Below are 19419 nucleotides of genomic sequence, written 5' to 3'. Positions count from 1 at the left end.
TTCAACTTTGTTTCCGTCCGTGAGCAAAAGTGATGCGAAAGCAGCCGCCGCCTTGGCGTGGTTTGAAGTCTAGGCGGGCCTGGTTGCTTTCGCACAGCTCACGGGACAGATAAAGCCCCAGGCCTGTGCCCTGGCTACTGGTGGTGAAGAACGGTTCGAACAAATGCGTTTGTTGGTCCGGCGCCACGCCGGGGCCGTTGTCCCGGACTTCGAGCGTCGGCAACTGGCTGTCGGGCTCGACAAACAACTCGAGCCAGGCCTGCGCCAGGTCGTGATTCAGGGCGCTATGGCGCCAGGCATTGCGCAACAGATTGTCGAGAATCTGAGTCAGCTGATTCGGGTCCATCAGGGTTTTGAAGTCGCCCGGACCGATGTGCAGGTGAATCAACTGGCGATCGGTCGCGCCTTCACGGGTTTCGGCGACGAAATGCTCCAGCCACGGCTTCAAATCGAGCCGTTGCGGTACGGTTTGCTGGCGGCGGGACAGTTGCAGGACGTTTTCGATAACCCGATTCATTCGCTGAGAGTGGTCTTGAATAATCTGCGTCAGACGCCGATCCGCGCCGTTCAGTTCCTCGGATTCCTGCAATAGCTGCGCGGCATGACTAACGGCGCCCAGTGGATTGCGGATTTCATGGGCGATACCCGCCGTCAGGCGCCCGAGTGCGGCGAGCTTCAGTTGCTGCGCTTGTTGAGCGATCTGGGCGAGGTCCTCCAGAAATACCAGGGTGTGGTGGTTCGGGCTTTGGTCCAACGCAATGAAGCTGGGTTGCAGTTCTATGCCACTGCTGGCGATTTTCAGGCTTTGCGGTCGCAGCGATGGATTGTTGAACCACAGCTGAAGGCGTTCGACCAAGGCCGGCGAATAGTCGTCGATCAACAGACCATCGAGGTCGTTCTGCCCCAGTAAGGTCAAGGCGCTTTGATTGGCCAGTCGCACCCGCCGCTGGTCGTCCAGCACCAGAATACCCGTGCGCATGCGGTGCAGGATCAGCGCATTGAGCGCTTCCAGGCCAAGCACTTCACTGGCTCGCTGTTCGGCGAGGTTTTCGCTGACTTCCAGTCGCCTGATCAGACCTTGCACGAGCAACGCCGCGGCAAAACACAGCGCGCCGAGAGTGCCGACTTGCAGGTACTCGCCGGGACTGATCGGGTGACTGAAACTCAGGAGGAAGCCAAGGCCGACGATGCCAAGGGCGGCGACCGCCGCGATCAACAAGCCGATACGCCCGCGCAACAAGGTGTTGCTGATGGCCACCGAGACAATGAGCAGGTTGCCGATGGCGCTGGCCACACCGCCCGCGGCATAGAACAGACCGCACAGCAGCAGGACATCGACCAATGCAAGGCTGAAAAGCTGTGCCGGCCGTCGGGTGTTCTGCCAAAAGACCACCAGCAGGATGTTCAGCACCAGGTACAACCAACTGCCACTGCGCAGCAGGTCATCCTGGGCGAAGGCCAGCAGCTGGTTGTCCATGTTGCTGGAAATCAACAGTACGAGGGTGATGCCGACGCTTAAACGGTAGAGATGGTAAAGACGCAGCAGTCGCTGTGCCTGTTTGCCGCCGGGAGTGGACGTCTCAGCGACCACTTGGGCCCGGGCCTTGCTCTAGGTGAGCCTGGCTGCAATACCACTGTTGTTGAAGGCTCAGCGCGCGATCGCGGGGCAGGTGTACGCCGCAATGCGCGCAGCGGACCATCGGTGCGGCATCCAGCTCGGCGGAGGACCTGGGCGCGGAATTCGAAGCCTTGAACTTGCGCCAGAACCATACCGCAGCGGCAATCAGGGCGATCCAGAACAGTAAACGAAGCATGGTGAGCTGCTTTATTGGCTAATGAGCAGGCAGTTTAGCCAAGGACCTGACCTGCGCACAGCGCAATAAAAAAGGGAGACTCAAGAGTCTCCCTTTTTGCATAACCCGATGTGTCAGTCGAACACGCCGAAGGTCATGTAGCTGAACCACGAGCGGTCTTCGCTGTTGGCTTCGGACTCGTGTTCCTCTTCTTCGATCACGTCGCCATCTGCATCTTTAGGCTTCAGATCGTTCGGAATCGCGTCCTTGGCATCCTGGAACTGCTTCTGCACGTCCTGGTTGGCGCGGGTTTCGCCCGGCGGCAGAGGAGGACGGGATTCGATCAGGCCCAAGGTGGCCTTGCTCAGCCACGAACGGTTGTCGGCTTCGTCGACCGAAGGCTTGAACTGACCGTCTACCAGGCTTGGGTGGTTCGGGTAGTTGAGCTTCAGGGTTTCAAGGCTGGTGGCTGCCAGGTCGTCCAGGTGCAGACGCTGGTAGGCTTCAGTCATCACCGCCAGGCCGTCACCGACCGAAGGGGTTTCCTGGAAGTTTTCCACTACGTAACGGCCACGGTTCGCAGCGGCGACATAGGCCTGACGGGTCAGGTAGTAGTCGGCAACGTGAATCTCGTAGGCCGCCAGCAGGTTGCGCAGGTAGATCATGCGCTGCTTGGCGTCCGGCGAGTAGCGGCTGTTCGGGAAACGGCTGGTCAGCTGGGCGAACTCGTTGTACGAGTCGCGGGCCGCACCCGGGTCACGCTTGGTCATGTCCAGCGGCAGGAAGCGCGACAACAGGCCGACGTCCTGGTCGAAGGAGGTCAGGCCTTTGAGGTAATACGCGTAATCCACGCTCGGATGCTGTGGGTGCAAACGAATGAAACGCTCGGCAGCAGACTTCGCAGCCTCAGGCTCGGCGTTCTTGTAGTTGGCGTAGATCAGCTCGAGTTGAGCCTGATCGGCGTAGCGCCCGAACGGATAACGCGACTCCAGCGCCTTCAGCTTGGCTGTGGCGGCAGTGTAGCTATTGTTGTCCAGGTCGGTCTGAGCCTGCTGGTACAGCTCGACTTCGCTAAGGTTTTCGTCTACGACTTCCTTCGATGAGCAAGCAGCGGTCAATGCGAGGATGGCGATCAGCAGCAGGTGTTTCACTTGCATGGCGGCTTGCGTCCCTATGACGGCCGCTGTCTTGGGCGGGGCCGTCCTGTTATGATGAGCGCCCCGTTGAATAGCCTCGGGGCAAAAGACGCCGTATTTAACCACAAGCGCGCAGCCGAAACCAAAGGCTGTGCCGACGCCTAGTCTGAGCATGTCCGATAAAATTGAACTTCGCGCAGAGGTGCCGTCCGAATTGGGCGGCCAACGCCTCGATCAAGTCGCCGCACAATTATTCGCTGAGCACTCGCGCTCGCGCCTTTCCGCCTGGATCAAAGACGGCCGCCTGACTGTGGATGGGGCGGTTATCCGCCCGCGAGACATCGTTCATGGTGGCGCCATTCTTGAACTGACTGCCGAGCAGGAAGCTCAGGGCGAATGGATCGCTCAAGACATCGAGCTGGACATCGTCTATGAAGACGATGACATCCTGGTGATCAACAAACCTGCGGGCCTGGTGGTGCATCCTGCCGCCGGTCACGCGGATGGCACCTTGCTCAACGCCTTGCTGCACCACGTGCCGGACATTATCAATGTGCCCCGCGCCGGTATCGTGCATCGCCTGGACAAGGACACCACCGGTCTGATGGTGGTGGCCAAGACCATTCAGGCGCAGACACAGCTTGTCACGCAATTGCAGAGCCGCAGCGTAAGCCGGATCTATGAATGCATCGTGATCGGTGTGGTGACGGCCGGCGGCAAGATCAATGCGCCGATTGGTCGTCACGGCCAGCAACGCCAGCGCATGGCCGTGATGGAAGGGGGCAAGCAAGCCGTCAGCCATTACCGCGTACTTGAGCGTTTCCGCTCTCACACGCACGTGCGGGTGAAGCTGGAAACCGGTCGTACACACCAGATTCGCGTGCACATGGCCCACATCAACTACCCGTTGGTCGGAGATCCTGCCTACGGCGGTCGCTTCCGCATTCCACCGGCCGCCAGTGTGACCATGGTCGAATCGTTGAAGGCGTTCCCGCGTCAGGCACTGCATGCGCGGTTCCTGGAGCTGGATCACCCGACCACCGGTAAACGCATGAGCTGGGAATCGCCATTGCCGGATGATTTCGTCTGGTTGCTGACGCTGCTCAAGCAAGACCGCGAGGCGTTCATCGGATGAGTGACTGGCTGATTCCCGACTGGCCTGCGCCTGCCGGGGTGAAAGCCTGCGTTACCACCCGTGCGGGCGGCGTCAGTCTGGCGCCGTTCGACAGCCTCAACCTTGGCGATCACGTCGGCGACAACCCGGAAGCGGTTGCCGAAAATCGCCGACGCCTCACCGATCATTTCTCTATTCAGCCGGCCTGGTTAAAGCAGGTTCACGGCATTGCCGTGGCCCATGCCGACCCCAATATCACGGCAACCGCTGATGCCAGTTGGACGACAACCCCCGGCATTGCCTGCGCGGCAATGACCGCCGATTGCCTGCCAGCGCTATTTTGTGACCGTGCCGGTACTCGCGTCGCGGCGGCCCATGCCGGTTGGCGTGGATTGGCGGCAGGTGTGCTCGAAGCGACGCTCGACAGCCTGGCGGTGCCTCCAGAAGACGTGCTGGTCTGGCTGGGCCCGGCCATTGGCCCGCAAGCCTTTGAAGTCGGCCCGGAAGTGCGCGAGACCTTCGTCCAGCAACTGCCCGAAGCGGCCAAAGCCTTTGTGCCCAGCCAAAACGCTGGCAAGTTCATGGCCGACATCTACGAACTGGCGCGTTTGCGCCTTGCTGTGCGCGGTGTCACCGCTGTTTATGGTGGCGGTTTCTGCACCGTGACCGATCCTCGCTTCTTTTCTTACCGCCGCAATCCACGCACGGGTCGGTTTGCCTCTCTTATCTGGCTGTAGTGCCCTGTCTGGGGTACGAACGCTAGACTTCTCTGATCTACATCAATTCCAAGACGCTTGAATCTCCCAGAATCGACCACATCTAATGAGGTATCTGGCAGGTTTCTTCATTCAGGATGTTTTATAGGTCCGGCCTGCTCAAAAGGAAGGTGACCCATGCGCATAGATCGTTTAACCAGCAAATTGCAGTTAGCTCTATCCGACGCCCAATCGCTGGCCGTCGGCCTTGACCATCCCGGCATCGAGCCGGCGCACTTGATGCAGGCCATGCTTGAACAGCAGGGTGGTTCGATCAAGCCCCTGCTGATGCAGGTCGGTTTTGACGTCAACAGCTTGCGTAAAGAGCTGACCAAAGAGCTCGACCAGCTCCCGAAAATCCAGAACCCGACCGGCGACGTGAACATGTCGCAGGATCTGGCGCGCCTGCTTAACCAGGCCGATCGCCTGGCCCAGCAGAAGGGCGATCAGTTCATTTCCAGTGAACTGGTGTTGCTCGCCGCGATGGACGAGAACAGCAAGCTCGGCAAATTGCTGCTCGGTCAGGGCGTCAGCAAAAAAGCCCTCGAAAACGCGATCACTAACCTGCGTGGTGGCGAAGCGGTCAATGACGCCAATCACGAAGAGTCGCGCCAGGCGCTGGATAAATACACCGTCGACCTGACCAAGCGTGCCGAAGAAGGCAAGCTCGACCCGGTGATCGGCCGTGACGACGAAATTCGCCGGACGATCCAGGTCCTGCAACGTCGCACCAAGAACAACCCGGTGCTGATCGGTGAGCCTGGCGTGGGTAAAACCGCCATTGCCGAAGGCCTGGCTCAGCGCATCATCAACGGTGAAGTGCCGGATGGTCTGAAGGGCAAGCGCCTGCTGTCCCTGGACATGGGGTCGCTGATTGCCGGTGCCAAGTACCGCGGCGAGTTCGAAGAACGCCTGAAATCGCTGCTCAACGAGCTGTCGAAGCAGGAAGGGCAGATCATTCTGTTCATCGACGAACTGCACACCATGGTTGGCGCCGGTAAGGGCGAAGGCTCGATGGACGCGGGCAACATGCTCAAGCCTGCGTTGGCACGCGGCGAATTGCATTGCGTTGGTGCGACCACGCTGAACGAGTACCGCCAATATATAGAGAAGGATGCGGCACTCGAACGGCGCTTCCAGAAAGTCCTGGTGGACGAGCCGAGCGAAGAGGACACCATCGCGATTCTGCGGGGCCTCAAAGAGCGTTATGAGGTTCACCACAAAGTCGCGATCACCGACGGTGCCATCATTGCCGCGGCCAAGCTCAGTCATCGCTACATCACCGACCGTCAATTGCCGGACAAGGCCATCGACCTGATCGACGAAGCGGCCAGCCGTATCCGCATGGAGATCGACTCCAAGCCGGAGGTCCTCGACCGTCTGGAGCGCCGTCTGATTCAGCTGAAGGTGGAATCCCAGGCGCTGAAGAAAGAAAGCGACGACGCGGCGAAGAAACGTCTGGAGAAGTTGCAGGAAGAAATCGTTCGACTCGAACGTGAGTATTCGGACCTCGAAGAAATCTGGAACTCGGAAAAAGCCGAGGTACAGGGTTCTGCGCAGATCCAGCAGAAAATCGAACAGTCCCGTCAGGAACTGGAAGCCGCGCGCCGTAAAGGTGATCTGAACCGCATGGCCGAGCTGCAATACGGGGTGATCCCGGACCTGGAGCGCAGCCTGCAAATGGTCGACCAGCATGGCAAAAGCGAAAACCAGTTGCTTCGCAGCAAGGTGACTGAAGAAGAAATCGCTGAAGTCGTCTCGAAGTGGACCGGCATTCCGGTGTCGAAAATGCTCGAAGGCGAGCGCGACAAGCTGATGAAGATGGAAAGCCTGTTGCACCAGCGTGTGATTGGTCAGGACGAAGCGGTGATCGCCGTTTCCAACGCGGTGCGGCGTTCCCGGGCCGGGTTGTCCGACCCGAATCGTCCGAGCGGTTCGTTCATGTTCCTCGGCCCGACCGGTGTCGGTAAAACCGAGCTGTGCAAGGCGCTGGCCGAGTTCCTCTTTGATACGGAAGAGGCGATGGTGCGGATCGACATGTCCGAGTTCATGGAGAAACATTCCGTGGCCCGGCTGATCGGTGCGCCACCGGGCTACGTGGGCTATGAAGAGGGCGGTTACCTGACTGAGGCGGTGCGTCGCAAGCCTTACTCGGTGATCCTCCTGGACGAGGTCGAGAAGGCCCACCCGGATGTGTTCAACATCTTGCTGCAAGTGCTGGAAGATGGCCGCTTGACCGACAGCCATGGCCGCACGGTAGATTTCAAAAACACCGTGATCGTCATGACCTCCAACCTGGGCTCGGTGCAGATTCAGGAACTGGTCGGTGATCGGGAGGCGCAACGCGCGGCGGTGATGGATGCGATTTCCACGCACTTCCGGCCGGAGTTCATCAACCGGGTCGACGAAGTGGTGATCTTCGAGCCGTTGGCGCGGGATCAGATCGCGGGCATTACCGAGATCCAGTTGGGTCGTCTGCGCAGTCGCCTGACTGAGCGCGAGTTGAAACTGGAGCTGAGTCCAGAGGCCATGGACAAGCTGATCGCGGTGGGTTACGACCCGGTGTACGGCGCACGACCGCTCAAACGAGCGATTCAGCGCTGGATCGAGAACCCGCTGGCACAGCTGATTCTGTCCGGTCGATTCATGCCTGGCGACACGGCTGTCGGCAAGGTGGAGAACGACGAGATCGTATTTGCCTGACCCGTCACGGCGGTGAAATAAACAAGGCCTCGCATTGCGAGGCCTTTTTTTCGTCAGGTTGTTGAACTGAAAGGAAAAGGCTTGTAAAGTGCGCCCCGCAGTAAGTCGCCCGTAAGGGTTTCTGCTCCCCAAGCAGAAATCTGAAATAAGTTGCAAATCATTAACTTGAATGCAATTTAAGGGGTTGACAGAGGTGCTTAAGATTGTAGAATAGCGCGCCTCAGACACACGAACGCAGCGATGCGAACGGGTCGAAGAGAGTGCAACAAAGCGTCAAACGTTGTAATTGAAATATGTAGTTCCGTGATAGCTCAGTCGGTAGAGCAAATGACTGTTAATCATTGGGTCCCAGGTTCGAGTCCTGGTCACGGAGCCAATTTCAAACCGGGGTATAGCGCAGTCCGGTAGCGCGCCTGCTTTGGGAGCAGGATGTCAGGAGTTCGAATCCCCTTACCCCGACCATTTTTGGGTCGTTAGCTCAGTTGGTAGAGCAGTTGGCTTTTAACCAATTGGTCGTAGGTTCGAATCCCACACGACCCACCATTTTTGAAACCAGTTAACGCTGGGATCAGATCTTAAGATCAGACGCCAAAAGCTCTGTTCGCAGAAGGCGCCTTTAAAAGGTGCCTTTTTTTTACCGGGGTATAGCGCAGTCCGGTAGCGCGCCTGCTTTGGGAGCAGGATGTCAGGAGTTCGAATCCCCTTACCCCGACCATATTAAAAATCCTCGTATCGAAAGATACGGGGATTTTTTTTGTCTGCAAAAAACAACACTTCAGTTATCGTATAACTCCAGGGCAGCGCTTCCAGGTGTAAATCGCCAGCCGAAAAAAAACCGCGTTTCTCGAAGGAAAAACGCGGTTTGATTCCTGAAGGCTTAGGCGCCGTCTTGGTCTTTCAAATGTTCGAACAGACCTTTTGGCATTTTCTTGCCATTGGCTTCGAAGTTGGCTTTTACGTTGTCGTAAGCCTCTTGCTCGTCGATGAAGCCGTCATGGTTGGTGTCGATCTTGTCGAAATTGGACTTCGGCGCGACTTTCTGGAATTCGGCGCGGGAGACCTTGCCATCGCCATCGGTATCGGTCTTCGCCATCGACGCATCGCCACACTTGCCTTCGCCACATTTGCCTTCAGGGGTTTTCACCACCTGTTCGGCCGAGGCCAGCAAATAGCCTTGGGTCAACGGCTGCGCAGCGAATACGGAACCGGACAACATCATGCCGCCGGCCAGAACAGCGCCGAGCAGGCCAATAGTGTTTTTGGTAGTACGGGACATTTCAATACTCCTGGGTTGCACGACACAACCGTTCGATAAAGGACGCCACGTGAGTGCGGCGATAACCGTAGCGGGCGAGTTGCCTTGCTCGGATGTGGCCATTTAAAGGGCGGGGTGTATCGCTACTGTGTCGCGCAAGGGGGAGTTTGTAAGCGAAGGGGAGGAATCGAGGGGGGAGATACAGTGGGACACACAAGTGGACCGAGGTGCCTCATTCGCGGGCAAGCCTAGCTCCTACAGATCGGTGGTGAACTTGTAGGAGCGAAGCGTGCCCGCGAAGAGGCCCTAATGGACGCTGAAGATGTTAATGCAGTTTGAGTCGCGGCTCAGTCCCGCGCCCAATCTTGCTGCCGAGCATCAACATCGCCGTACGAAACGCGCCATACAGCGCCATCTGGTGCATGCGATACAGCGACACGTAAAACATCCGCGCCAGCCAGCCTTCGAGCATCACGCTTCCGGTCAGGTTGCCCATCAAGTTACCCACAGCCGAAAAACGCGACAGTGAGATCAGCGAGCCGTAGTCGGTGTATTTGTACTCCGGCAACGCCTTGCCTTCGATCCGCAGTTTCAGCGATTTGGCCAGCAACGAAGCTTGCTGGTGCGCAGCCTGGGCGCGCGGCGGTACGTTGCGATCGGTGCCCGGTTGCGGGCAGGCCGCGCAGTCACCGAAGGCGAAGATGTTTTCGTCGCGGGTGGTTTGCAGGGTTGGCAGCACTTGCAGCTGGTTGATGCGGTTGGTTTCCAGGCCATCTATGTCCTTGAGGAAACCCGGCGCACGAATGCCGGCGGCCCAGACTTTCAGGCTGGCGTTGATCACGTTGCCATCGGCGGTGATCAAGCTATCAGCGGTCACTTCGCTGACGGCGGCGTTGGTCATCACATTGACCCCGAGTTTCTCCAGGGTTTTATGCACAGGCCCGCCGATGCGTTCCGGCAGGGCTGGCAGCACTCGGGGGCCGGCTTCGATCAGGGTGATGTGCATGTTTTCCGGTTTGATCCGGTCCAGGCCATAGGCCGCCAGCTCGTGGGCGGCGTTGTGCAGTTCTGCTGCCAGTTCGACACCGGTGGCACCCGCGCCAACGATGGCGACGCTGATCTGCTCGACCTTGTCGGTCTGCCCGGCATGGGCGCGCAGGTAGTGATTGAGCAGTTGCTGGTGGAAACGCTCGGCCTGTTTGCGGGTATCGAGAAACAGGCAATGCTGCGCCGCGCCCTGCGTGCCGAAATCGTTGGTGGTACTGCCGACGGCAATCACCAGCGAGTCGTAAGCCACTTCACGCGCCGGTACCAGTTCCAGGCCGGCTTCGTCGTAAGTGGCGGCCAGCTGGATTTTCTTCTGCTCGCGGTCGAGGCCACTCATGCGCCCCAGCTGGAACTCGAAGTGGTTCCATTTCGCCTGGGCAACATAGTTGAGTTCGTCTTCGGAAGAGTTCAGCGACCCGGCCGCCACTTCGTGCAACAACGGCTTCCAGATGTGGGTCAGGTTCGCGTCGACCAGCATCACACTGGCCGTGCCACGTTTGCCCAGAGTCTTACCCAGACGGGTAGCCAACTCCAGACCGCCGGCGCCGCCGCCAACGATGACAATACGATGAGTCATAGGGATATCTCGCAAGGCTAAAAGAAATCGGTGCAGTCAACCGAGCGAGCGCGAGGCAGCTCATAGCGTCAGGTAACTGATAAATCGGCTCAACAGGCCTAAACCAATGGTCACTGCCAACACCACCACCAGGAGCATCCACGGCCGGAAAGGCCGGCGCTCGACTCGGTGCTGGGACAGGTGCAGGTACTCTTCGACATGCTTCTGGTCGTCGGGGTTCAGGCGGCTGGTCATATTGGGCCTCGTCAGGTAGACGTTGCTGAAGGTGTAGAAGCTACAGGCTGATTAACGAACGTTGAACGGAGCATAGCCGCTGTCGGGAATGGGCTCGACGCTCACCCTGTCGTCCAGGCGAATGATTCCACCTTGTAGCACTCGGGCCGTGATTCCGCCATGTCCGCGCACAGCCTGAAACGTCCCGGGGCCGAGGTTGTTTTGCAGGCGCGCGCAAGGCTGGCACCAGCCGGTGGTTTCGAAAATTGCCTGGCCGATACGGAAGCGACGACCCTTGAGGCTGAACAGGTTGATACCACTGATAACGAGGTTGCGCCGCAAATCTTCAGGCAAGACCGGTTTGTCGTGCGGGCGGCCCATCAGCGAACTGATCACCGCCAGATGCTCCCACTGAATCAACGTCACTTGCCGTGCGTTACGGACTCCCGGGCGGGCTCGATCGCCAGTCAGGCCGGCTTCAAGTCGCGCCTCAACGGCATCCAGTTCGATCATTGGCACGTGAGGCTCCGGGCGCACGCCGATCCAGCGCACGCGGCCGGCTTGCGGGACTTCGGCGATTAATGCCTGCAATGGGCTCACAGGCTGATCCCGACGTCGAAGACGATGCTGCGGCCAAGGTTACTGCGCAGGAAGTCCGGAGCGTCCGGATGTGCAAACAGCACTCGGGCGAAGGTCGGACCGACCAACGACAGCGAGCGCCAGCCCTGGCGCAAATATTCGGTCGGCGGCGGAAAATGGCTGTTGAGGTCCAGTACTTCACGCTTGAGGCTGGCGAACGCAATGATGTCCAGTTCCCCCAGGTCCATGCCGCGTTCTTTGTAGTTGTGGGCTTTTTTACGCAAGGTCGGCGCCAGTCTCAGCAGGAATTCATTGGCGGGAATGCGCCGGGGCTTGGCCTCGCGACGCACCAGTTGGCTCAGGGAAAACGCGCTGCGCCGGCGTTGCAGTTCATCGCGCCATTCGTCGTTGAGGCGCCGGCCTTCGTCGAGGACGAAGAACACCTCGAAACTGGCGTCTCGAAACAGCACGTCCGGCGGCTCCCCGGCAGGCGCGAACTCGTCGGCGCGATAGGGAATGTTCAGGCCTTGCAGCAGGCGCTGACAAACCCAACGCTCACGCTCCCATTTGCGGGCATTGGACAGAAAGGCGTTGGCTTGCTCGGCCGCGATGGTCAGCAGGCGTAAATAATCTGAGTCATCCATAGGCCCAAGCTTAGCGTTCAAATGCGACAAGCAGAAAGCGTTTACCGGTAAAGGACGTCACTGGGCAGTCGGATCGGGCGGTGTAGACTGATGGCCACTGTGTGTAATTGATCCGACAAGGGGGTGAATGTGAAATATTGGCCGGTGTTGCTACTGGGGCTTCTGCCCTTATGGGCCCAGGCGGTGGAGGTGGGCGAGCGACTCGCGCCCTGGACCTTGCTCGATCAATTCGACCAGGCCTATACGCTCGATCATCAGACTCAGACGTTGCTGGTGGCGCGAAGCATGGACGCCGCCAAACTGGTTGACGCTGCGCTGAAAGGCGAGCCCAAGGGTTATCTGGAGGCGCGCCACGTTGTGTTTTTAGCGGACATCCAGCGCATGCCACGGCTGATCGCGAAGATGTTTGCCGTTCCGGCCATGCGTGATTATTCCTATCGGGTCATGCTGGACCGCGAGGGGCGTGTGGCGCCGCGTTATCCCGGGGCTGTGGATAAAGTGCTGTGGCTGCAACTCAAAGATGGCCAATTGGTTGCGCAACACGAATATGCCACGGCCGCGCAGTTGCATGAGGCACTGGAGAAGGCTGGACCATGATCGGTGCCGAGCTGCTGTCCCAGCAAACGCTGACAGTCGGCTGGCTGATTTATGTGTCCGTGCTGCTCTGGGCCCTCTGGCGTGCGCCGTGGGTTGAGCTGTTCACCGACAGCCGCCGTCAGCATTTGCTGTTTGGCACAGTGTTCGCGCTGTTCATGCTGTGGCTGGTGCGACGTGATTTCGATACAGGCGTGTCGTATCACTTCATCGGCATGACGGCTGTGACGTTGCTGCTGGACTGGCCACTGGCGATCGTCGGTGCCTTGGTGGCGCAATGCGGGCTGGTGCTGCTCGGGCGTCAGGACCTGGCGGCCGTCGGGGTCAACGGTGCGCTGCTGATTGTGCTGCCGGTGCTGGTGACCGAATGCTGTGCGATCCTGGTCGAACGCGCGCAGCCACGTAATCCCTTTGTGTATATCTTCGTTTCCGGCTTCTTCGCCGCGGCGTTGTCAGCGTTGCTGTGTCTATTACTGGCGCTGTGGCTGTTGTGGTTCAACGAACGTTTCGAGATGCCGTACTGGCTTGAGGATTTTGTCGGTTATCTGTGGCTGCTGATTTTTCCCGAAGCCTTCATCAACGGCATGATTGTCAGCGCGCTGGTGGTGTTCAGCCCGGAATGGCTGGAGACCTTCAACCGCACACGCTACCTTTCGGCGCCCTGGAAAGACGACGATCCCAAATCTTGATCCACATCAAATCGATAAAACGCTGACGCTTTCATGCTCCACAAAACCTACAGGAGCATCGATATGAGTGTGTACGAATGGGCAAGGCAGGAGTTGCGTCAGAGTCTGGATAACGCACAGGAAGTAGGGTTTGATCCGGGATTGAGCCTGCGCGCCTTGCTCAGCGCGGTGGTGCAGCAGAGCAAAGCGGTGCGCAGTGCCGAAGACCTGGCCGACGAGTTGCGCTTTCTGGCGGAAAACCTCGATGAAGACCAGGACTACGGCTTTATGCGGCCTTGAGTGTCAGTGACGCGGGTCGAAGTCTTCGCTGAACATCTCGTCTTCGGCGTCCGGGCTGACCGGAATCTTGTGTTCTTCCGACGCCCAGGCGCCCAGGTCGATCAGTTTGCAACGGTCCGAACAGAATGGCCGGAATTTGCTCTCCGGGCTAAATTCAACGGGGGCGCCGCAAGTTGGGCATTCGACGGTTGGGATCTGGCTCATGACTGGCCTCCACGCAAAGTAAGGTAAAAGTGATGCAGGCGTTCGACCTCGCTGTGCAGCCAGGCGAGGTCGCGGTCGTTGACCACCACATCGTCGGCGTGGCTCAAGCGGTCCTGGCGGCTGGATTGCGCCTTGAGGATCGCCTGGACCTGTTGCTCGCTGGTCTGGTCACGCTGCAAGGTGCGTTCGATCTGTAGCTGTTCCGGGGCATCGATCACCAGGACCCGTTGGGTCATGGCGTACTGCCCGGACTCGATCAGCAACGGCGAAACCAGAATCGCGTAAGGCGATTGTGCCTTGGCCAGGTGATCGGTGATTTCCTTGGCGATCAGCGGATGCAGCAACGCTTCGAGCCAGCGGCGTTCCTCCGGCACCTCAAAAATCAGTTTGCGCAACGCCGCGCGATCCAGTTGTCCGTCGGCTTGCAATACGCCGGGGCCGAAATGTTCAGCGATCTTCGCCAGCGCCGGGCGCCCCGGCTCCACCACCCAACGGGCTGCGTGATCGGCATCCACCACGTGCACGCCCAGGTCGATGAAGTGCTGGGCAGCCGCGCTTTTGCCGCTGCCGATGCCGCCGGTCAGGCCGAGAATCCAGGGTTTTTCCACAGGGGTATTCATTTCAAACCGACAAACTGCCAATAGAAGCCGGTTATTTGACCACCCCAGAGCAAGGCAATCCAGCCGGCAATTGCCAGAAAGGGTCCGAAGGGGATCGGAGTCGAGGTTTGCGCATTGCGCAGTCGCAGCAAAATCACCCCGATGATGGCCCCCACGAGCGATGACAGCAGAATGGTCAACGGCAATATCTGCCAGCCGCCCCAGGCCCCGAGCAGGGCCAGTAACTTGAAATCGCCATGGCCGATGCCGTCCTTGCCGGTGAGCAGCTTGAACAGCCAGAACACCGACCACAAGGTCATATAACCGGCCACTGCGCCCCACAATGCCTCATGCAGTGACACGAACAGCCCGAAGCTGTTGACGATCAACCCCAGCCACAGCAGTGGCAGTACCAGCACATCCGGCAACAGTTGATGCTCGGCGTCGATCAGACTCATCGCCAGCAGGCCCCAGGTCAGCACCAGCACCATGCAGGCCTGCCAGCCGAAGCCGAAATGCCAGGCGATAAACCCCGAGAGCAGACCGCAGGCCAGTTCAGTCAGCGGATAACGTTTGCTGATTGGCGCGGCGCAGTTCGAGCATCGACCCCGTAAAAACAGATAACTGAGCAGCGGGATGTTTTCCCAGGCGCGGATTCGATGGTCGCACTGCGGGCAGTGGGAATGAGGCAGCATCAAGTTGTAGGCGGGGCCCGGTGCCTCGGGCGGAACACCCAACACGTCATGGGCTTGCAGCCGCCATTCGCGTTGGAGCATTTTCGGCAGGCGCCAGACCACCACGTTGAGGAAACTGCCTACCAGCAGGCCGACTGCCAAGGCGATGACCACGAACACCAGCGGATAGAGGATCAGGACTTCGTTCAAGGGCATGTCAGATCGCTGAGCCGAGTTGGAAGATGGGCAGGTACATCGCAACCACCAGGCCACCGACAATAACACCCAGCACCACCATGATGAACGGCTCCATCAGGCTGGTGAGGTTATCGACCATATTGTCCACTTCGTCCTCGTAGAAGCTCGCGACCTTATCGAGCATGTCGTCCAGAGCGCCGGATTCTTCGCCAATGGCGGTCAGCTGGATCGCCATACTGGGAAAGATGCCTGAGGTGCGCATCGAGAAATTCAGCTGCATGCCGGTCGACACGTCCTGCTTGATGCGCAGCACCGCCCGCTTGAACACGATGTTGCCGGTCGCGCCCGCCACTGAATCCAGGGCTTCGACCAACGGCACGCCGGCGGCGAATGTGGTCGACAGGGTGCGGGCGTAACGGGCCACGGCGGACTTGTACATCAAGGTGCCGATCAGCGGCAGCTTCAGCAGCCAGGTGTCCGTGCGGTCCCGAAAGGCCTCGGATGTTTTAAAGGCGTGGCGCACACCGAAGATCGCGGCGATCAACGCGCCAAGCATCATCCACCACCAGGCCTGCAAGAACTCCGACAAGCCGATGACCATCACGGTGAAGGCCGGCAACTCGGCGCCAAAGCCCTTGAACACCGACTCGAACTGCGGCACCACCTTGATCAGCAGAATCCCGGTGACAATGATCGCCACAAAGACCACGGCCAGCGGGTAGGTCATGGCTTTCTTGATCTTGGCCTTGAGGCTTTCGCTCTTTTCCTTATAGGTCGCCACCCGTTCCAGCAGGGTATCCAGAGCGCCAGCCTGCTCACCTGCGTCGACGAGGTTGCAGTACAGCTCGTCGAAATACTGCGGTTTTTTACGCAAGGACGCGGCGAAGCTGTTACCCGCCGCGACTTCCTGCTTCACCTCGTCCACCAGTTTGCGCATGGCCGGGTTGTCGAAGCCTTCACCGATGATGTCGAACGATTGCAGCAGCGGCACGCCGGCTTTCATCATCGTTGCCATTTGCCGGGTAAACAGGGCGATTTCCTGAGCCTTGATCCGATTGCCGAAACTGAAAATCGAGGCGGATTTCTTGCGCACCTTGCCGGGGTTGATCCCCTGCTTGCGCAACTGAGCCTTGATCAAGGCCGGGTTGAGACCGCTCAACTCGCCGGTCATCTTTGATCCTTTCCTGTCCGTGCCTTCCCAGGCGTAGACGCTGATTTTTGCTGCTTTGACCGCCATGTTCAGTCCTTGGTGACCCGGTTGATTTCTTCAAGGCTGGTGACGCCTTGCATGGCCTTGATCAAGCCCGAGGTGCGCAAGTCATTAAAACCGTCCTTGCGCATCTGAATGTCGATTTCCAGGGAATTGCCTTCGGCCATGATCAGCCGTTGCAGGTCCGGTGTGTTTTTCACCACTTCATAAATCCCCACTCGCCCCTTGTAACCGCCGTTGCATTGATCGCAACCGACCGGCTCATAGATCGTGAACGAGCCGATGCGTTCCTCGGGGAAGCCTTCCTTGAGCAACGCCTCGCGGGGAATCTCGATGGGTTTCTTGCAATGGCTGCACAGTTTGCGCGCCAGCCGCTGGGCGATGATCAGGGTGACCGAGGTGGCGATGTTGAAGCCCTGAATGCCCATGTTGTGCAGGCGGGTCAGGGTTTCCGCGGCGCTGTTGGTGTGCAGGGTGGAAAGCACCATGTGCCCGGTCTGGGCGGCCTTGATGGCGATTTCGGCGGTTTCGAGGTCGCGGATCTCACCGACCATGATCACGTCCGGGTCCTGACGCAGGAACGAGCGCAGAGCCTGGGCGAAATCCAGCCCTTGCTTGGGATTGACGTTGACCTGATTGATGCCTTCCATGTTGATCTCCACCGGGTCTTCGGCGGTGGAGATGTTGATGTCCACGGTGTTGAGGATATTCAACCCGGTGTAGAGCGACACGGTCTTGCCCGAACCGGTCGGCCCGGTGACCAGGATCATGCCCTGTGGCTGCTTCAGTGCAGCCATGTACAAGGCTTTCTGTTCAGGCTCGTAGCCGAGGGCGTCGATGCCCATTTGTGCGCTGGACGGGTCGAGGATCCGGATCACCACTTTCTCGCCCCACAGGGTCGGCAAGGTGTTGACCCGGAAGTCGATGGACTTGGTCTTGGACAGGCGCATCTTGATCCGTCCGTCCTGGGGTTTGCGCCGCTCGGAGATGTCGAGGCTGGCCATGACTTTCAGCCGCGCCGCAATGCGGTTGGCCAGTTGGCTCGGCGGCTTGGCGACTTCTCGCAGCATGCCGTCGGTGCGCATCCGCACCCGGTAGGTTTTTTCGTAGGGCTCGAAATGCAGGTCGGAAGAGCCGCTCTTGATCGCATCGAGCAACATCTTGTGGACGAAGCGCACCACCGGCGCGTCATCGGCATCCTGGCCGGCGATGGCGTCTTTTTTGTTGTCGTCGACCGACTCGATGTCCAGCCCGTCAAGGTCAACATCGGCCATGTCTTCCAGGCCGGTTGCTTGGTTGTCGAAGAACTTCTCGATGGCATCGCCGAGCTTATCGTCCTCTACCAGAATGGCTTCGGTGTTCAGACCGGTGCTGAACTGGATGTCGTTGATGGCTTGATGATTGGTCGGGTCGGAAACCCCCACGAACAGTTTGTTGCCACGGCGCCAGAGGGGCAGGGCGTGGTGCTGACGGATCAGTTTCTCGCTGACCAACCCTCGAGGCTGGGCTTCCTTGTCCAGGCAATTGAGGTCGAGCAGCGCCATGCCGAAATGCTCCGAGGCAATCTCGGCAACCTGCCGGCTCTTCACCAGCTTGTTCTGCACCAGGTAACTGACCAGGGAGATTTTGCTGCGTTGGGCTTGCAGATACGCCTGTTGCGCGATTTGCTCAGTGAGCAGTTCGGCCATGACCAGTTGCTTGGCCAGACCGCTTAGGGCGATGTCATTCATGGGGATACCGGACGCAGACAGTTCATGACTTATAGCCTAGTCAAGGCGCTGAGCCAAACCAGCGGCCGTCAGGTGACAAATAGTGTCAGATAGTGCGGATCCTGGGGGTAGGAAAGGTCCCTGACCTGGCTTCACGCCCTGCTAACTGGGGGCGCAGCGCTTGGCACGGGCTGTGCTGAAGTTCATTCAGATCATGAGATTTCGACTCATGCATGGAGCCTGTCTATGAATACTCAAAAAGGTTTTACCCTGATCGAACTGCTGATCGTGGTGGCGATCATCGGGATTCTGGCGACGTTTGCGTTGCCGGCTTATTCGAAGTATCAAGCGCGTGCCAAGGTGACGGCCGGTCTGGCAGAGATCACGGCGTTGAAAGTCCCGTTTGAGGACCTCATGAACTCTGGTACCAATCCGGATCTGACAAAAGTGGGCGGAACCGCCACGACTTCCAATTGCACAACCACGGCAGCGGGTGTCGCGACTGATGGTACCGGCACCATCGGTTGCACGATCCTCAACGCTCCAGGTCCGGTCTTGAGCAAAACCATTACCCTGACGCGCTCTCTGACTGGCTGGACTTGCGCCACCACAGTGGATCAGGAGTACGCACCTAAAGGCTGCACAGGCGTCTGATACTTGCGGTTAACAAATGCCCCGCCTTTCACGAGGTGGGGCATTTTTTTGTCTGTTGAAGGAAAAAACTCGTTAAAGAAAGAAATTCTCGACAATTCATGGCCTTAGGCCCACGTCAAAACCCGCAACTTGCATGTAGAGAATCACCAAGTCATGCATTTTGCATGATTCCGGAAATCAGGTGTTTTTATAAGTCGTTGTTTTATAAGAATTTATTGGCTGCCTCAAAGTTGGCACAGCGTTCGCAATATACCCAGTAACCCTGCTGACAAGACACGCAGCAGACTTTCTAGAAAAACAGGAGTTACTCGTATGAAGAAGTTCGCTATCGCTGCCGCTACTGCTACCGCGCTGACCCTGACCATGGCCAACGCTGCATTCGCTCAAACCCAAGCGACTCAGGCTCCAATGGTCCTGGCCGCCGGTGAAGTGACCCAAGCCAAAGAAGCTACCTCCGATACCTGGATCACCACCAAAGTCAAAGCAGACCTGGTAACCGAAAAAGGCATTCCTGGTACCGACATCAAGGTTGAGACCAACAAAGGTGTTGTTTCCCTGTCGTCCACTGTTGCAGTGACTGAAGCACAGAAAACCACCGCAGTGGCCATCGCCAAGAAAATCAAAGGCGTCCAGGCGGTCTCCGCTGACGGCCTGAAAGCCGAGTAAGGCCAGACTTCTCGCCTGGACTGGGAGAAGGCGCGGCAGGCGGGCCGAGCAATACGCCAGCCGCATCTGGAGAGTTCATGCGAAAGGCCACAAGGATGTGGCCATTACAGGCCTCCGACATTCGTGT

The 19419-nt window shown here is 58.6% G+C and carries 21 protein-coding genes and 4 tRNA genes; 12 read left to right on the top strand and 13 right to left on the bottom strand.

The genetic code is table 11. From position 1 onward, the window contains the following. Window position 1: 1 nt before the first annotated feature. The 3 genes from RHP74_RS26700 to RHP74_RS26690 all read right to left on the bottom strand — a co-directional run bounded on the left by RHP74_RS26700 (window position 2) and on the right by RHP74_RS26690 (window position 2950). Window positions 2–1591, bottom strand: coding sequence for an ATP-binding protein (locus RHP74_RS26700; protein ID WP_311096688.1), 1590 nt, complete (start codon window positions 1589–1591; stop codon window positions 2–4). Continuing rightward, the gene (locus RHP74_RS26695; RefSeq protein ID WP_010467554.1) at window positions 1581–1814 is read right to left on the bottom strand and encodes a PP0621 family protein; all 234 of its coding nucleotides are present in this window, start codon (window positions 1812–1814) and stop codon (window positions 1581–1583) included. The genes RHP74_RS26700 and RHP74_RS26695 overlap by 11 nt, the downstream gene beginning before the upstream one ends. A 113-nt stretch (window positions 1815–1927) precedes the next feature. Next, complete coding sequence (locus RHP74_RS26690; RefSeq protein ID WP_311096687.1) at window positions 1928–2950, bottom strand: outer membrane protein assembly factor BamD; 1023 nt, start codon at window positions 2948–2950, stop codon at window positions 1928–1930. Between the two features lie 151 nt (window positions 2951–3101). Between RHP74_RS26690 and rluD the strand changes: the two genes are divergently transcribed. The 7 genes from rluD (at window position 3102) to RHP74_RS26655 (ending at window position 8216) form a co-directional block, all read left to right on the top strand. Further along, window positions 3102–4064, top strand: a complete 963-nt coding sequence (gene rluD / locus RHP74_RS26685) for a 23S rRNA pseudouridine(1911/1915/1917) synthase RluD (protein ID WP_007942311.1) — start codon at window positions 3102–3104, stop codon at window positions 4062–4064. After that, window positions 4061–4780 carry a peptidoglycan editing factor PgeF gene (gene pgeF, locus RHP74_RS26680; RefSeq protein WP_077749385.1) on the top strand — a complete coding sequence of 240 codons (720 nt, stop codon included), beginning with the start codon at window positions 4061–4063 and terminating at the stop codon, window positions 4778–4780. The genes rluD and pgeF overlap by 4 nt, the downstream gene beginning before the upstream one ends. Window positions 4781–4936: 156 nt before the next feature. After that, the gene (gene clpB, locus RHP74_RS26675) at window positions 4937–7501 is read left to right on the top strand and encodes an ATP-dependent chaperone ClpB (RefSeq protein WP_010467561.1); all 2565 of its coding nucleotides are present in this window, start codon (window positions 4937–4939) and stop codon (window positions 7499–7501) included. A gap of 300 nt (window positions 7502–7801) precedes the next feature. Beyond that, a tRNA-Asn gene (locus tag RHP74_RS26670) sits at window positions 7802–7877 on the top strand. 9 nt (window positions 7878–7886) lie between these two features. Beyond that, window positions 7887–7963, top strand: a tRNA-Pro gene (locus RHP74_RS26665). Between the two features lie 5 nt (window positions 7964–7968). Next, window positions 7969–8044: transfer RNA gene (locus tag RHP74_RS26660), tRNA-Lys, on the top strand. A gap of 95 nt (window positions 8045–8139) precedes the next feature. Then, window positions 8140–8216 (top strand) — tRNA-Pro (locus RHP74_RS26655). A 162-nt stretch (window positions 8217–8378) separates the two neighbouring features. Here the strand turns inward: RHP74_RS26655 and RHP74_RS26650 are convergent. The 5 genes from RHP74_RS26650 to RHP74_RS26630 all read right to left on the bottom strand — a co-directional run bounded on the left by RHP74_RS26650 (window position 8379) and on the right by RHP74_RS26630 (window position 11816). After that, window positions 8379–8777, bottom strand: a complete 399-nt coding sequence (locus RHP74_RS26650) for a hypothetical protein (protein ID WP_010467563.1) — start codon at window positions 8775–8777, stop codon at window positions 8379–8381. A gap of 304 nt (window positions 8778–9081) precedes the next feature. Further along, the gene (locus tag RHP74_RS26645; RefSeq protein WP_010467566.1) at window positions 9082–10380 is read right to left on the bottom strand and encodes an NAD(P)/FAD-dependent oxidoreductase; all 1299 of its coding nucleotides are present in this window, start codon (window positions 10378–10380) and stop codon (window positions 9082–9084) included. A 60-nt stretch (window positions 10381–10440) separates the two neighbouring features. Continuing rightward, window positions 10441–10614: a DUF3094 domain-containing protein gene (locus RHP74_RS26640; protein ID WP_008028730.1), complete on the bottom strand. Its 174-nt coding sequence runs from the start codon at window positions 10612–10614 to the stop codon at window positions 10441–10443. Window positions 10615–10665: 51 nt separating this feature from the next. Next, on the bottom strand, window positions 10666–11193 hold the full coding sequence (locus RHP74_RS26635; protein ID WP_010467568.1) for an MOSC domain-containing protein: 528 nt from the start codon (window positions 11191–11193) through the stop codon (window positions 10666–10668). Next, window positions 11190–11816, bottom strand: coding sequence for a DUF1780 domain-containing protein (locus tag RHP74_RS26630; RefSeq protein ID WP_007970534.1), 627 nt, complete (start codon window positions 11814–11816; stop codon window positions 11190–11192). Before RHP74_RS26630 ends, RHP74_RS26635 begins: the two co-directional genes overlap by 4 nt. A 129-nt stretch (window positions 11817–11945) precedes the next feature. Here RHP74_RS26630 and RHP74_RS26625 point away from each other — a divergent pair, with 129 nt between their 5' ends. The 3 genes from RHP74_RS26625 (at window position 11946) to RHP74_RS26615 (ending at window position 13378) form a co-directional block, all read left to right on the top strand. Then, the gene (locus RHP74_RS26625; protein WP_010467572.1) at window positions 11946–12413 is read left to right on the top strand and encodes a hypothetical protein; all 468 of its coding nucleotides are present in this window, start codon (window positions 11946–11948) and stop codon (window positions 12411–12413) included. Further along, on the top strand, window positions 12410–13099 hold the full coding sequence (locus RHP74_RS26620) for an energy-coupling factor ABC transporter permease (protein ID WP_083375730.1): 690 nt from the start codon (window positions 12410–12412) through the stop codon (window positions 13097–13099). The genes RHP74_RS26625 and RHP74_RS26620 overlap by 4 nt, the downstream gene beginning before the upstream one ends. A 63-nt stretch (window positions 13100–13162) precedes the next feature. Then, window positions 13163–13378, top strand: coding sequence for a hypothetical protein (locus tag RHP74_RS26615; RefSeq protein WP_010467577.1), 216 nt, complete (start codon window positions 13163–13165; stop codon window positions 13376–13378). Between the two features lie 3 nt (window positions 13379–13381). On the opposite strand, the gene yacG is transcribed toward RHP74_RS26615, so the two are convergent. From yacG to pilB, 5 genes are read right to left on the bottom strand one after another with little or no spacing between them, the layout of a single operon-like run. After that, on the bottom strand, window positions 13382–13582 hold the full coding sequence (gene yacG, locus RHP74_RS26610) for a DNA gyrase inhibitor YacG (RefSeq protein ID WP_154913029.1): 201 nt from the start codon (window positions 13580–13582) through the stop codon (window positions 13382–13384). Further along, complete coding sequence (gene coaE / locus RHP74_RS26605) at window positions 13579–14202, bottom strand: dephospho-CoA kinase (RefSeq protein WP_042932554.1); 624 nt, start codon at window positions 14200–14202, stop codon at window positions 13579–13581. The genes yacG and coaE overlap by 4 nt, the downstream gene beginning before the upstream one ends. Further along, window positions 14199–15071 (bottom strand): A24 family peptidase, encoded by an 873-nt coding sequence (locus RHP74_RS26600; protein WP_311096686.1) that lies wholly within the window; start codon window positions 15069–15071, stop codon window positions 14199–14201. Before RHP74_RS26600 ends, coaE begins: the two co-directional genes overlap by 4 nt. A 1-nt stretch (window position 15072) precedes the next feature. Then, window positions 15073–16290, bottom strand: coding sequence for a type II secretion system F family protein (locus tag RHP74_RS26595; RefSeq protein WP_010467583.1), 1218 nt, complete (start codon window positions 16288–16290; stop codon window positions 15073–15075). 2 nt (window positions 16291–16292) lie between these two features. Then, window positions 16293–17993, bottom strand: coding sequence for a type IV-A pilus assembly ATPase PilB (gene pilB, locus RHP74_RS26590; RefSeq protein ID WP_010467584.1), 1701 nt, complete (start codon window positions 17991–17993; stop codon window positions 16293–16295). Between the two features lie 225 nt (window positions 17994–18218). Between pilB and RHP74_RS26585 the strand changes: the two genes are divergently transcribed. Then, window positions 18219–18626: a pilin gene (locus tag RHP74_RS26585; protein WP_311096685.1), complete on the top strand. Its 408-nt coding sequence runs from the start codon at window positions 18219–18221 to the stop codon at window positions 18624–18626. Between the two features lie 312 nt (window positions 18627–18938). After that, window positions 18939–19292: a BON domain-containing protein gene (locus RHP74_RS26580; protein WP_010467586.1), complete on the top strand. Its 354-nt coding sequence runs from the start codon at window positions 18939–18941 to the stop codon at window positions 19290–19292. Window positions 19293–19419 lie beyond the last annotated feature (127 nt).

The organism is Pseudomonas sp. SG20052 (assembly GCF_031766055.1).
Lineage (GTDB): Bacteria > Pseudomonadota > Gammaproteobacteria > Pseudomonadales > Pseudomonadaceae > Aquipseudomonas > Aquipseudomonas mandelii.
This window is presented reverse-complemented; position numbering and strand designations above follow the sequence as displayed.